This window comes from Acinetobacter sp. ACNIH1 (assembly GCF_002934695.1).
GTDB classification, from domain to species: domain Bacteria; phylum Pseudomonadota; class Gammaproteobacteria; order Pseudomonadales; family Moraxellaceae; genus Acinetobacter; species Acinetobacter variabilis.
Map to the genome: position 1 here is coordinate 831,165 of NZ_CP026420.1, position 13,950 is coordinate 845,114.

General features: G+C 42.1%; 14 protein-coding genes. 12 read left to right on the forward strand and 2 right to left on the reverse strand.

Annotated features, from left to right (window positions below):
• Positions 1-81 precede the first annotated feature (81 nt).
• Positions 82-1,224: an acyl-CoA dehydrogenase family protein gene (locus tag C3F22_RS04185; RefSeq protein ID WP_004784233.1), complete on the forward strand. Its 1,143-nt coding sequence runs from the start codon at positions 82-84 to the stop codon at positions 1,222-1,224.
• Positions 1,225-1,307: 83 nt separating this feature from the next.
• Here the strand turns inward: C3F22_RS04185 and C3F22_RS04190 are convergent, their stop codons facing one another.
• Positions 1,308-1,826 (reverse strand): DJ-1/PfpI family protein, encoded by a 519-nt coding sequence (locus C3F22_RS04190; protein ID WP_004784232.1) that lies wholly within the window; start codon positions 1,824-1,826, stop codon positions 1,308-1,310.
• Positions 1,827-2,313: 487 nt separating this feature from the next.
• On the opposite strand from C3F22_RS04190, the gene pheA reads away from it, so the two are divergent.
• From pheA to C3F22_RS04215, 5 genes are all read left to right on the forward strand, one after another.
• Positions 2,314-3,423: a prephenate dehydratase gene (gene pheA / locus C3F22_RS04195; RefSeq protein ID WP_004784230.1), complete on the forward strand. Its 1,110-nt coding sequence runs from the start codon at positions 2,314-2,316 to the stop codon at positions 3,421-3,423.
• Between the two features lie 66 nt (positions 3,424-3,489).
• A complete protein-coding gene (hisC, locus tag C3F22_RS04200; RefSeq protein WP_004784227.1) occupies positions 3,490-4,581 on the forward strand; it encodes a histidinol-phosphate transaminase in 1,092 nt (363 codons plus the stop codon).
• A gap of 3 nt (positions 4,582-4,584) precedes the next feature.
• Positions 4,585-6,831 carry a bifunctional prephenate dehydrogenase/3-phosphoshikimate 1-carboxyvinyltransferase gene (locus tag C3F22_RS04205; protein ID WP_004784225.1) on the forward strand — a complete coding sequence of 749 codons (2,247 nt, stop codon included), beginning with the start codon at positions 4,585-4,587 and terminating at the stop codon, positions 6,829-6,831.
• Positions 6,832-6,931: 100 nt separating this feature from the next.
• Positions 6,932-7,297 (forward strand): hypothetical protein, encoded by a 366-nt coding sequence (locus C3F22_RS04210; protein ID WP_004784223.1) that lies wholly within the window; start codon positions 6,932-6,934, stop codon positions 7,295-7,297.
• Positions 7,285-7,830: a GNAT family N-acetyltransferase gene (locus tag C3F22_RS04215; protein ID WP_004784222.1), complete on the forward strand. Its 546-nt coding sequence runs from the start codon at positions 7,285-7,287 to the stop codon at positions 7,828-7,830. Before C3F22_RS04210 ends, C3F22_RS04215 begins: the two co-directional genes overlap by 13 nt.
• Before the next feature lie 32 nt (positions 7,831-7,862).
• Here C3F22_RS04215 and C3F22_RS04220 read toward each other — a convergent pair whose 3' ends face one another.
• Positions 7,863-8,495 (reverse strand): alpha/beta hydrolase, encoded by a 633-nt coding sequence (locus C3F22_RS04220; RefSeq protein ID WP_034590098.1) that lies wholly within the window; start codon positions 8,493-8,495, stop codon positions 7,863-7,865.
• Between the two features lie 122 nt (positions 8,496-8,617).
• Here C3F22_RS04220 and yaaA point away from each other — a divergent pair, with 122 nt between their 5' ends.
• From yaaA to C3F22_RS04250, 6 genes are all read left to right on the forward strand, one after another.
• A complete protein-coding gene (yaaA, locus tag C3F22_RS04225; RefSeq protein ID WP_004784218.1) occupies positions 8,618-9,400 on the forward strand; it encodes a peroxide stress protein YaaA in 783 nt (260 codons plus the stop codon).
• Between the two features lie 477 nt (positions 9,401-9,877).
• On the forward strand, positions 9,878-10,066 hold the full coding sequence (locus C3F22_RS04230; protein WP_004784216.1) for a hypothetical protein: 189 nt from the start codon (positions 9,878-9,880) through the stop codon (positions 10,064-10,066).
• 441 nt (positions 10,067-10,507) lie between these two features.
• Positions 10,508-11,830, forward strand: coding sequence for an NCS2 family permease (locus C3F22_RS04235; RefSeq protein ID WP_004784213.1), 1,323 nt, complete (start codon positions 10,508-10,510; stop codon positions 11,828-11,830).
• A gap of 77 nt (positions 11,831-11,907) precedes the next feature.
• The gene (locus C3F22_RS04240; protein WP_004784210.1) at positions 11,908-12,909 is read left to right on the forward strand and encodes an adenosine deaminase; all 1,002 of its coding nucleotides are present in this window, start codon (positions 11,908-11,910) and stop codon (positions 12,907-12,909) included.
• A gap of 79 nt (positions 12,910-12,988) precedes the next feature.
• Positions 12,989-13,333, forward strand: a complete 345-nt coding sequence (locus C3F22_RS04245; RefSeq protein WP_004784208.1) for a hypothetical protein — start codon at positions 12,989-12,991, stop codon at positions 13,331-13,333.
• 183 nt (positions 13,334-13,516) lie between these two features.
• Positions 13,517-13,897 carry a hypothetical protein gene (locus C3F22_RS04250; protein WP_004784206.1) on the forward strand — a complete coding sequence of 127 codons (381 nt, stop codon included), beginning with the start codon at positions 13,517-13,519 and terminating at the stop codon, positions 13,895-13,897.
• Positions 13,898-13,950 lie beyond the last annotated feature (53 nt).

The following is a 13,950-nucleotide window of genomic DNA, read 5'->3' on the forward strand; positions in this document are numbered from 1 at the left end:
AGTCAGGCACATGACAGCCTTTCTAAAAATAGTTAGCCTGTGCACAGGAAATAAAACGATAAACACGATAAGGATAAAAGAATGCTGGCTTACGATGCTGACCTGGAACTTTTCCGCGACAATTTCAAACGCTTTATGAATGAACACGTAGCGCCTTACTATGAAGAGTGGGAGCGTGAAGGCATGATGCCGCGTTCAGTCTGGAATGCGATGGGTGAAAATGGCTTCTTATGTGTCGATGTTCCGGAAGAATATGGTGGCTACGGTGTTCCGACCCACTATTCCCTGATGTTAATCGAAGAGTCGGCAAGAGCAGGCTATAGCGCAATTTCAACTGGTCTGTCTTGCCATTCGGATATCGCAGCGCCGTATATCCTGCATATTGGTACTGAAGAACAGAAAAAATACTGGTTACCGAAAATGGTGTCTGGTGAAGTGGTCGGTGCGATTGGCATGACTGAGCCGGGTGCTGGTTCTGATCTGCAAGCCATGCGAACCAATGCCATCTTGCAGGATGACCATTATTTATTGAATGGTTCTAAAACTTTTATCTCCAATGGTCAGCATGCTGACTTAGTCGTATTAGCCGTGAAAACCGATCCGCAAGCACGCGCCAAAGGTGTGTCTTTGATGCTGGTGGATACGCATCTGGAAGGCTTTAAAAAAGGTAAGAATCTGGACAAGATTGGTCTGCATTCACAGGATACTTCAGAGCTGTTCTTCGATAATGTCAAAGTACCGAAAGATCAGTTGCTGGGTCAGCTAGGTCAGGGCTTTGTATATCTAATGCAGGAACTCCCACGTGAACGTACCGCTATTGCTGCTACTGCACTGGGCGCCATTCGTGGCTCGATTGATCTAACGACTCAATATGTCAAAGAGCGTCAGGCCTTTGGTCAGGCGATTGGTCAGTTCCAGAATACCCGTTTTGTACTGGCACAGGCCAAGATTGACGAGCTGGCAACAGCAGCTTTCTATAACCAGAATGTTGAGTTGTATATGCAAGGCAAGCTGGATGTTGAAACTGCAGCAGCGCTAAAGAGCTTCTCGACAGATATGCAGATGAAAGTTGCTGACAATCTGCTTCAGCTCTTTGGTGGTTATGGCTATATGACTGAATACCCGATTTCGCGTTTCTTTGTTGATGCCCGCATTCAACGGATCTATGGCGGTACCAATGAAATCATGAAAGAAATTGTCGCTCGCGGTCTGCTTGGACGTTAAAACTTAACAGATAAAAAAAAGAGTCCGAAATGGACTCTTTTTTTATGGAAAGAATATTCTTGAAATCTAGATATTTTATTATTTTAAGATTTTAATACATCCAGACATTCATGAATAAAAATTGGCAAATCATTGGGTACTCGAGATGAAATCAGCTGATTATTGTCATTGACTAGTTCGACATCATAATACGTCGCACCTGCATGTTGTACTCGAGGTGCATGCGCACGGATACTGGTAATGATGCGGTTCTTTAAAACATCAGCTTCACTGAGTAATAAAGATGCGTCGCAAAGACTGAAGATGGTCTTTTTGGTCTCATTAAAAGCCTGAATGAAATGTAAGACTCGCGTATCGTTGGCGAGGGATACAGGCGATTCACCGCCCGGAATGAGTAGGCCATCAAAATCATCAATACTGATATGATCAATTCCCCAATCAATCGTTACACTCGACTGACCATGTAATCCATGTACGACTTTTCCGGCATGTAGTTCAATATTACAGACACTATGCTCTGCAGCGAGTAAGGCCGCAACAGGCTCAGTATATTCAAGATCTTCAAAATTATTCGTTACAAGTACCGCTATTCTTTTTGGCATTATAGGCACCCCCAATATAGTTTTAAATTAGACTAGCGATTTAAGGTTTAAAAAACGTCTCTGCTTTGTAACCAAATAGTGATTTAGTGTAAAAAATCAAATTAAATCAAAGGAAAATGATTAAAAAAACAGTTTTCTATGTGCATTTTATTGTGAACTGTCACTCAGATTTTAAGTAGTCAAACTAGAAGTATCGAGATGGCTTTATTTTTATTTTCTTATGCTTAAAATCGTTATGTAGATTAAGAAATAGTGATATTTCATCTTGATAGAAATCAGTTAAGATGAGCGGGCAAAGTTTACAATTTGATAATGTAAAACATGCGAAAATGCTGAAAGAAATGTTACCAGATGTGACTAAAGCGATTAACGGTTAAAATCAACTCCCTGTTTTTAAGAATTAATCTACTAAAGTTATATTGTGTAACATTTGCAGCGCACTAATTGTTATACTGCACAGATAAGGTTTATGAAGGGCGACATCACGATGATCAACGACGATCAAAACACAACGGCTTCTTTAGACTTGGCTAAAATTCGTGAAGATATCGATTCAGTTGATCAACAAATCCAGCAATTGATTAACCGTCGTGCACGTTTGGCTGAGGCTGTAGCAAAAGCAAAATTCGCATCTGAAGAAAATCCGCTGTTTTACCGTCCGGAACGTGAAGCACAGGTTTTGCGCAATGTTATGGAGCGCAATGAAGGACCATTGTCAGATACGACGATGGCACGTCTGTTCCGCGAGATCATGTCGGCTTGTTTGGCGCTTGAAGCACCGCAAAGTATTGCATTCTTGGGACCTGCTGGTACCTACACACACTCAGCAGTATTGAAACATTTTGGTCATGATGCTGTAGTTCGTCCATTACCCACCATTGATGAAGTGTTCCGTGAAGTAGAAGCGGGCAGTGCACATTATGGTCTGGTACCGGTTGAAAACTCCTCTGAAGGGGTAGTGAACCACACTTTAGACTGTTTCAAGACTTCGCATCTGAATGTGATTGGCGAAGTAGAATTACCCATTCATCATCAGTTCCTGATCTCTGAAAATACCCGTAAAGACAGTATTAAACAGATCTATGCACATCAGCAAACTCTGGCTCAGTGCCGTAAATGGCTGGATGCTCATTATCCAGGTGTAGAACGTGTGGCACTCAGTTCAAATGCTGAAGCTGCGCGCCGTATTCAGAATGAATGGCATTCTGCTGCGATTGCTTCTGAAATTGCTGCGAATATTTATAATCTTGAGATTATGCACAGCAATATTGAGGACAATCCAGAAAACACTACACGCTTCCTGGTAATTGGCCGTGAAAAAGTGCCACAAAGTGGTAATGATAAAACTTCATTACTGGTTTCTGCACATGACCGTGCCGGTGCATTGCTAGAGATTCTGGCTCCATTTGCCAAACACAACATTAGTCTAACCAGTATTGAAACTCGACCTGCACTTCCTGAAAAATGGGCTTATGTATTCTTTATCGATCTTGAAGGTCATATTGAGCAGGAAAATGTTAAAGCTGCGATCGAAGAAATTCGTCCGCTTGTGAAAGAAGTCCGCGTGCTTGGTTCATATCCTGCAGCTGTTTTATAAAAGCAGCCTTTCGTGGTTAGTGCGAGGGTGCTAACCACTGGTTCATCTGTAAATCGGAAGTATAAAATGTCGTTTGTCCCAGCCAATGAAGGCATCTCTAAATTAAAGCCATATCAACCAGGTAAACCGATCAATGAGCTTGAGCGTGAGTTGGGCATCACTGATATCGTAAAACTGGCTTCAAATGAAAACCCGCTGGGCTGTTCAGATAAAGTCAAAGAAGCAGTCGCTGCAGAACTGGCAGAAATTGGTCGTTATCCAGATGGTGGTGGTTTTATCCTGAAAGACCAGATCAAAGCACAATTTGGTTTTAATCATGACCAGATTACTTTGGGCAACGGTTCAAACGACTTACTGGAAATGTTTGCCCGCGCATTCGTTTCTTCAAGCGATTCTGTGATTTACAGCCAGCATGCATTTGCAGTATATGCTCTGGTAACTCAAGCGATCCATGCTGAAGCGATTGAAGTACCAGCAAAAGGCTTCTCGCATGATCTTGAGGCGATGGCGGCTGCAATTAAAGACAACACCAAGCTGATCTTTATTGCGAACCCAAACAACCCGACAGGCACCTGGTTTGAAGAAGCTGAATTTGAAGCATTCATGCAGAAAGTGCCAGCGAATGTCATCGTGGTACTGGACGAAGCTTATGTGGAATATTTCCCGGAAAACTTCAACAGCCTGAAATTCCTGAAGCAGTATCCTAATCTGATTGTCAGCCGTACTTTGTCTAAGTGTTATGGTCTGGCTGCACTGCGTGTTGGTTTTGCATTGGCATCGGTTGAAGTAACTGACTATTTAAATCGTATCCGTCAGCCATTCAACGTGAACCATTTAGCCATGGTTGCTGCAGTTGCTGCACTGAAAGATGAAGCCTTCATCGAGAAATCTCGTGAAGTGAATAAAGCAGGTATGGCACAGCTTGAAGCTGGCTTCAAAGCTTTGGGCCTGAACTATGTACCTTCACGCGCGAATTTCATCTTGGTCGATGTACAGGCTGATCCAGCAGAAACATTTAACAAGTTGTTGAAAGAAGGTGTGATCGTGCGTCCAGTGGGTATTCCAAACCACTTGCGCGTATCGATTGGTACTGAAGCTGAAAATGCCAAATTCCTTGCTGCATTAGGCAAAGTGCTTGGCTTAGAGGCGAAAGCTTAAGTTATGTCGCAGCCACTGTTTGAAAAAGTTGCCTTTATCGGACTTGGATTGATTGGTTCAAGTCTGGCGCGTGTCATTCAGGCCGAGCATTTAGCCAATGACATCGTGGCATCGACCCGCTCACAAAAAACCTTGGAAGATGCCAAGGCACTTGGTCTGATTTCCAACGGATATGCAGATCCTGTAGAAGCCGTCAAAGGGGCAGATCTGGTGGTACTGGCATTACCTGTTCGTGCTACCCAGAAAGTGCTAGAAACGATCAAACCTTATTTGTTGGAAAATGCCATTCTGACCGATGTTGGCAGTACCAAAGGCAATGTGGTAGAAGCAGCCAAAGCTGTGTTTGGTGAAAATCTGCCAGCCGGTTTTGTGCCGGGGCATCCAATTGCGGGTGCTGAACATACCGGCGTGCATGCAGGTAAGGTCGATCTATTTGCCAATCACAAGGTGATTTTGACGCCGTTACCAAGCAGCGGACAATGGGCGGTCGATAAACTGATTCAACTGTGGCAGGTGGCCAAAGCGGAAGTGATTTGTATGGATGTGGAAAAGCACGATGAAGTGCTGGCCCATACCAGTCATCTTCCGCATCTGATGGCCTTCAACCTGGTCGAACAACTGGCCAAGCGCGAAGACAATCTGGATATTTTTCGTTATGCTGCCGGTGGCTTCCGCGACTTCTCGCGTATTGCCGCCAGTGATCCACAAATGTGGCATGACATCTTTTTTGCCAATAAAAAGGCGATTCTCAATGCCGTGGACGGCTTTGAAGCTCAACTCGCGATTATCCGCAAGCTGATTGAAGATGAAGATTCACAAGCTTTAATGGGCTTATTGGGGCATGCGCAAGCCGCGCGTCAGCACTTCAATCATATGCTCGCCAAGAAACCTCTCATGGAGAAAAATAAAGTGACACAACAATTTACCATTCAACCAGGTGCCAAGACGTTCCAAGGTAAATTTACCGTGCCAGGTGACAAATCTGTGTCACACCGTTCCATCATGTTTGGTGCCATCGCTGAAGGCACAACGCATGTGACGGGTTTCCTTGAGGGTGAAGATGCACTTGCAACTTTACAGGCATTCCGTGATATGGGCGTAAGCATTGAAGGCCCTAAAAATGGTGAAGTGACCATTCATGGCGTGGGTATGCAAGGTCTGAAAGCACCGAAGTCTGCGCTTTACATGGGCAACTCGGGTACTTCGATGCGCCTGCTGGCTGGCATGCTGTCAGCTCAGAAATTTGATTCGGTGATGACGGGTGATGCATCCCTGTCTAAACGTCCAATGGAGCGTATTGCAAAACCATTACGTTTGATGGGCGCGCAGATTCAAACTACGGGTGAACGTGGTACACCACCAGTATCGATTACGGGTAATCAAAACCTGAAAGGTATTCAATACGACTTGCCAATGGCATCTGCTCAGGTGAAATCAGGTATTCTGCTGGCAGGTCTTTGGGCGGAAGGTGAAACTTCAGTGACTGAACCTGAACCAACCCGTGACCATACTGAACGTATGTTGCGTGCTTTTGGTTATGAAGTAAAAACTGAAGGCAACCGTATTTCCCTGCAAGGTGGCGGCAAGCTGGTGGGTACTAACATTCAGGTGCCTTCTGATATTTCATCTGCAGCTTTCTTTATGGTCGGTGCAGCGATTACTGAAAATTCAGACGTGACTTTGGAAGCGGTAGGCATTAACCCGACCCGTACTGGTGTGATTGAAATCTTGAAACAGATGGGTGCGGACATCACTGTTGAAAATGAACGTATTGCAGGCGGTGAACCGATTGCAGACATTCGTATTCGCGGTACACGTACGTTAAAAGGCATTCATATGCCGGAAGACCAAGTGCCACTAGCAATTGATGAATTCCCGGCATTATTCATTGCTGCTGCATGTGCAGAAGGCCAAACGATTCTAACTGGTGCTGCTGAGCTGCGTGTCAAAGAATCTGATCGTATTCAAGTGATGGCAGATGGTTTGAAAACCATGGGCATTGACTGTACACCAACTGATGATGGCATCATTATCGAAGGTAAAGGTAAGACAGGCGACTGGTCACCAATCTTTACTGGCGGTGAAATTGAATCGCATCATGATCATCGTATTGCCATGAGCTTCTCTATTGCAGGTCTGCGTAACTCAGGTGAAATCAAGATTGTTGGGACTGAAACCGTCGCAACCAGTTTCCCAACCTTCACTGAACTGACTTCTCAAGCTGGTCTGGCGATTGAAGTGACAGAATAATTCTAAAATTTACATGAAACAGCCAAGCTTTTGCTTGGCTGTTTTGTTTATATTGGCTTATGCTAAAACCATACAACAAAAAAGCCATTTGGATGTAGCAATGCGAAAATTAAAATTTATGGCCAATCCTCAGAGCCAGGAACAATTACAGGGCAGTCAGCAGGCTCAGGAATATGTGGCACATCTGCTGACGGAAGAGCTCGGTAAATATGGCTTTAAAACCTTGGCGCAAAGTGGCGCACAAGTGGCCGTAAGTGTCGATGAACACGAGTTGCCATTATCAGTGAGCTGTGAGACACGAGACCAGGAAGGGCACCTGATTTGTGAAATCGCCTCTTACCCGGATGAAGAACAGGACTGGCTGGACCGGATTACAGAACAAAGTTTATTAAATCAGTTGGCACAAGCTGTTGAAGCATCGTTGAAAGAACAAGAAAGTTTTAGTGAGTTTGAGTGGAAGAACTAGTTCAACAAATGCAAAGTCTTTCGCCTATATTGCAAAGTAAACGTCTTGTTTTAGATTATTTTAAGTCATCCGATGCTGCGGAAGCCTATGCCTCGATTACCCCGAGTTTGACCCGTTTTATGGCATGGGATGCACCGGAATCTGAACAGGTATTTGCAACAGTCTGGCAAAACTGGCTAAACAATATGGCTGATCATAAAGAATATATTTTTGTGATTCGCCATATTGAAAGACATGAATTTATCGGATTATGTGGTTTGCATCGACTGCATGATGAAATACCTGAAGTGGGTATCTGGATTCGTGAAACGGCGCATGGTCATTATTATGGACATGAGGCAGTACGTTGTATTGTGGGCTATGCTTTTAATACATTAGGGATCAAAGCTTTGAGCTATCCGGTAGCCGAAGAAAACTGGGCTAGCCGAAAAATTGCAGAACGTGTAGGTGGAAAAATTACCAACCACCTAGATAAACCTAAATATCGGGCTGTAATTTATGAAATTCATGCTAAAGATTTTATTTCTGAATAAAAAAACCTCATCATTCGATGAGGTTTTTTTGATCAGCTTAATGCGAGGAAACGGCTCATCGCAATCCGAAGCTGTTTTAAATAACCGGTAAAGAAATGATTTGCGCCAGGCAAGATCGTGACCAGATGACGTTGAGGCTTGGCCCATTCAATCATGTCGGATAAAAGCGTGACATCATCCGCTTCACCATGAATAAATAAAATATCACCTTTGATCTGTGGTGTAACATAGTGACGTAGGCCAGCTACGGTTGCAGTCGGTAGACCACACAAAATCACTTTTGAAGGTTGCAGTTCAACTGGCAGGGCGGCGTAACACTTGGCCATAACATGTGCGCCAAAACTGAAACCGCCCGCAAAGAAAGGCAGGTCAATATGTTGGCGACGCGCATATTTAATGACTTCAAGTATATCATCCGTTTCGCCAAAGCCTTCATCATGCAGACCGGCACTTTGACCAGAACCACGGAAACTTGGACGATAGACAACACAACCACGCTCTAAAAACATTTGCGCCAGTAACACCGGAACTTTATGTTGTGGTGTGCCACCTTGTAATGGATGGGGATGACAAACAATCGCGAATCCTTTCACTTCACCCTGAGGATAATCCACAAAAACCTCAAGTTGGCCAGCAGGGCCTTGGAGGTAGATTGGTTCGGACATAGCAAACCGATAAATTGCAGGAGAATTTTCTATTTTAACGATTATGATAAATAAAAACATGAATTGGAATTAAAATAAGTCTACTGATATAGTTTGATTAATCATTTTTTAACCAGGTCGCTATGCTTGCTTTAATTTCTCCAGCCAAGACTCTAGATTACGAAACACCTTTACCTACCGATCAATTTACTCGGGCAAGATTGCTGGAACATTCCCAGGAATTGATAGAAGTTGCCCGCAAGTTATCAGCAACTGAAATTTCCAGCTTAATGAGCGTCAGTGAAAAAATTGCCAATTTGAATGCGGAACGCTTCAGAGACTGGCAGCCGGATTTTGATTTTTCCAATGCTCGTCAGGCAATCTTTGCCTTTAAAGGGGATGTTTATACCGGTCTGGATGCTTACCAATTAAAGCAGGATCAGATTCATTACGCACAGAACCATCTGCGTATGTTATCCGGCCTCTATGGCTTATTGCGTCCGCTGGATCTGATGATGCCTTACCGTCTGGAGATGGGAACCAAATTGACTAACCCACGTGGTGCTCATCTCTACGAGTTCTGGGGACATACCATCACTGACCTGATCAATCATGATCTGGCAGCAGCAGAGTCTGAAATTCTGGTCAATATTGCTTCGGATGAATATTACAAGGCAGTGAAAGAAAGCAAAATTCAGGCTGAAATCATCAAGCCGGTATTTTTAGATCAGAAAAATGGCAAATATAAAGTCATCAGCTTCTATGCCAAGAAAGCTCGTGGTTTAATGGCGCGCTTTATCATTGAAAACCAGATTAAACGAACTGAAGACTTAAAAGCCTTTAATATCGATGGGTATTATTTTGATGCTGAAAGTTCACTAAAAGGTGAGTTGGTATTTAAACGTGATGAGCAGCTGGCTGCTTAAGGTAAAAGATTCACCCAAGACTGAATGAAGAAATTTTCTTAAAAGTCTTGGGTAAATTTAAGTTTAGCAATATTAGGTTGAATTGAATAAAAATTAAAAAATAGGGAAGGAACTTTCAAAATATCATTTATTTAGAAGAATTTTTAACAGGAAATGGATGAATTTTTTAGAAGAAAAGCTAAATAAAATAATGAAAGCTATAGTGAGCTTTAAAAGATATTTTTCACTCGATAAATTTATATAGTAAAAACAAATTTCTAAAAAAATAAAAAATAGAATCAATCAATTAATTTCTTTTAATATTCAAAAAATGACTAAAAAATAAAAAAATATGACTCAAAAAATTATGATTAATTGAATAAGAAGTATAAAAAAATGAAGAATATAAAAACTCTAAATAATTGAAAAAACTGCATTTTATCGGGTTACTTGTAAACTATGTCACAATTTTATTGTTATTTTGTTAGCATAATTTCAATGCTGTTACATAACTCAACTACAAAAATGAAAATTTATACGATTCCTATTTTTGTGCTGATGGTGGGTTTACTCGGTTATTGTGTTCACCAACAGGCCGAAACAAGAAAACATGAAGAGCTTCATCAGATTTTGAAAGAAGTACAACATTCAACTAAATTGCTGAATGCAAATCGGCCCCGACCTTAATAGATTTGCATAAGCTTTTTAATTAGGGGGGTCAGGTAAAAAGATAAAAATAAAATCATAATAAATAAAAGAAAATTTAATAATAATAAAACTGACTTATATTAATTTTTAATAAAATATAAATTCTAAGAAGCAATCAGAAATCAATGTGTTATAATTTGCAAAAGATAAAGTTAGATCAAATTTACTTTAATTAAGTATTTGATTCTAATGATGAAAAAAGCTGCATAGGGGTTATGCAGCTTTTTTGTTTAGATTGTTTTTTGAGTTTTTCTAGCGCAGTTTTCTTACTGTTCGCTATTGAAACATTTTGACCCGCTAAATGGCGAAGCTGGCATATTCGTTGCTAACAGATCCTTAAAATTCATGAAGTTTTCTATAAAATTTCCTGGATTCGGCGGCATGCTTAAAGCATAAAGTTTACTCAATAGGGGCTAGGTCATGACGACTCCTAATCCATCTTCAGAAAATATGCTGGAACGTCTGTTCAAACTGAGTGAAAACAAAACCAGTTTCCGTACAGAAGTTGTGGCAGGTGTAACCACGTTCTTGACAATGTGTTACATCATTATTGTTAATCCGATGATTTTATCCGAAACCGGGATGGATCATGGGGCTGTCTTTGTAGCCACCTGTCTTGCAGCCGCAATTGGCTGTCTGGTAATGGGGCTAATTGCCAATTATCCAATTGCACTTGCGCCGGGTATGGGGCTGAATGCCTTCTTTACCTATTCAGTCTGTCTGGGAATGGGTGTGCCTTGGCAAACTGCATTAGGTGCAGTATTTGTATCAGGTTTGGTTTTCATTGCCATTAGTATGTTCAAAATACGTGAGGCGATTGTCAATGCCATTCCAATGTCTCTCAAACTGGCGATTGGTGGTGGTATTGGCCTGTTCCTGGCTCTGGTAGCACTGAAAAATGCTGGCATCATTGTTGATAATCAAGCGACCCTGGTGGGTCTGGGTGATTTGAAACAGCCAACTGTTATGCTTGCGCTACTTGGCTTCCTGTTAGTGGTGGTAATGCATCACTTCAAAGTACGTGGTGCGATCATTATCAGTATTTTGGTAATCACTGCGATTTCTACTGCTTTAGGTTATAACCAGTTCCAGGGTGTAGTGGGTCAAATTCCTTCACTGGCACCAACCTTCTTGCAGATGGACTTTCAAGGTCTGTTTACAGCTAGCCTGATCGGTGTGATCTTCGTATTCTTCTTGGTCGATCTGTTTGACTCTACTGGTACGCTAGTAGGTGTTTCACATCGTGCAGGTTTGTTAAAAGATGGTAAATTGCCGCGTCTGAAAAAAGCATTATTTGCCGATTCTTCTGCGATTGTTGCAGGTGCCGCTTTGGGTACTTCTTCAACTACACCTTATATTGAGTCATCAGCGGGTGTTGCAGCAGGTGGTCGTACCGGTCTGACTGCAGTTGTGGTTGGCTTGCTGTTCATTGCCTGCCTGTTCCTGGCTCCATTGGCTCAATCTGTACCAGGCTTTGCAACTGCACCAGCATTGCTATTTGTCGGTGTATTGATGATTCAGGGTATTGTCCATATTGAATGGGATGATATTACTGAAGCGGTTCCGGCGTTCCTGACCATTGTATTCATGCCATTTACGTATTCAATTGCAGATGGTATCGCAATGGGTTTTATCAGCTATGCGCTGATTAAACTGCTGACAGGTAAAGCGAAAACTGTTCCATACATGGTATGGATCATCGCAGTACTATGGGCATTGAAGTTCTGGATGTTTGGCGGCTAATTTTTGTCGAATATCAAAAGGGTGTAAACTCAGTTTGCACCCTTTTTTATTTTTCTCAGGTTTAATCAGGAGTAGCGATGAACCGTCTTGAATTGATTCAGGCTTTGCCAAAGGCTGAGCTGCATGTGCATATCGAAGGTACCTTTGAACCTGAGTTAATGTTTGCGATTGCACAGCGTAATGAAATTAGCATTCCTTATAAATCAGTTGAGGAAGTGAAGCAGGCTTATAATTTCCATAATCTGCAATCTTTCCTGGATATCTACTACGCGGGTGCCAATGTTCTGATTCATGAACAGGACTTTTATGATCTGGCTTGGGCATATTTTGAAAAATGTGCGGATGATAATGTCGTGCATACTGAAATGTTCTTTGATCCGCAGACGCATACCGATCGTGGCATTGCCTTTGAAACCGTAATTAATGGCTTGCAGAAAGCCTGTGATGATGCGAAAGCTAAGTTAGGCATTACTTCACATCTGATCATGTGTTTCCTGCGTCATCTTAGTGAAGAAGCAGCATTTGAAACATTAGAACAAGCGCTGCCTTATAAAGATCGGATCATTGGAGTGGGGCTGGATTCAAGTGAAGTCGGCCATCCACCGTCTAAGTTTGAATGTGTTTTCGCTAAAGCACGTGAAGCCGGTTTTCTGGTAGTCGCACATGCGGGTGAAGAAGGTCCGGCAGAATATGTCTGGGAAGCTTTGGATTTATTAAAAGTTAACCGTATTGACCATGGCGTACGTTCTGAGGAAGATCCAGAATTGATGCAGCGTTTGATTGCAGAGAAGATGCCGCTCACAGTATGTCCACTTTCAAACCTAAAGCTGTGTGTTGTGGATGATATGCAGCAGCATAATATCCGTCGCCTGTTGCAGCAGGGTGTGCATGTGACAGTGAATTCAGATGATCCTTCGTATTTTGGTGGTTATATGAATGACAATTTCATTGCCATTGCTGAAGCTTTAGATCTAAGCAACGAAGAACTTAAACAGCTCGCAATTAATTCTTTTGAAGCTTCATTTATTTCTGATACTGAAAAACAGAAATGGATCAGCCTGATTCAGGCACTTGTTTAAAATATCATTCCAGTAAATTTGTTAGCCCAAAGAGGGTAGAGTTCGCTCTGCCTTTTATAATTTGATTTGTGAACCAAAGATGAAATTAAAATTCCTGTGGCCTGTTCTTGCTGTTAGCTTAATCAATCCTGCTTGTGCAGATACCTCAATGACTCAGAAAGCCCTGAAACCTGTGATTGAGTATCAGTGTGGCCAAGAGCTGAAAGATTCCAAAGTCTGGAAAATGGGTACTTATTTCATGGCTGAAGCCAATAAACAGCATTTACAGCAAAAAGTGTGTGGCTGTGTGGGTGAGCATGCTTTGGAAGGTGTGCCGGCCAAAACCCTGTTAAAAGCAACCATTGATGAAGAAACTAAAAAAGAGCTGACCCGTAAAGCAATTGCCAATAGCTTAAAAGGCTGTATGGGTGAGTTTATCAATTAAGGATTTTTGGGTGCTGGATTATCCAGACTTTACCTTTAGATTAATAGTGAGTCTTCTTTCCTGTGATGGCTATGAGTCTGGCTGCGCGCAGATTAAACATCATGACTCATTTTTAGATTTCTTATTGCGATAAACTTCGGCACAATAGCGCATATTTTAAAAGCTGAAAAAAGGATAAAATCCGTGAAAAAATTATTGGCTGTTGTTGTACCATTAACACTTGTTCTTTCTGCATGTGTAGCACCACAAGGTGCCAGCACCACAACTCAAGCAAGTACAGGTCAGCAACTCGGTTCTGCAGCCATTAAAATTGCCATCAATGCAAAATGTGTCACTGAACTGAATAATATTCCGGCTTGGCAAACTGCAACACGTTTAATGACAGAAACACAAAAACAGAATATCCAGTCTGAAATCTGTGGTTGTGTGAGTGAAAAAGCACCACAAAACGTGACTGCGGTGGATTTGGCAACTGCAGCAATTGACCCAGCAGCACGTGCGACTATTGTAGGCAATGTCGTTGCAAATACTATTAACGCTTGTGTGGCTGAAGCTGTAAACTAAGTCAAAATCAAATTTGAATAGGCTGACTGGTTCAGCCTATTTTTTATGGGAAA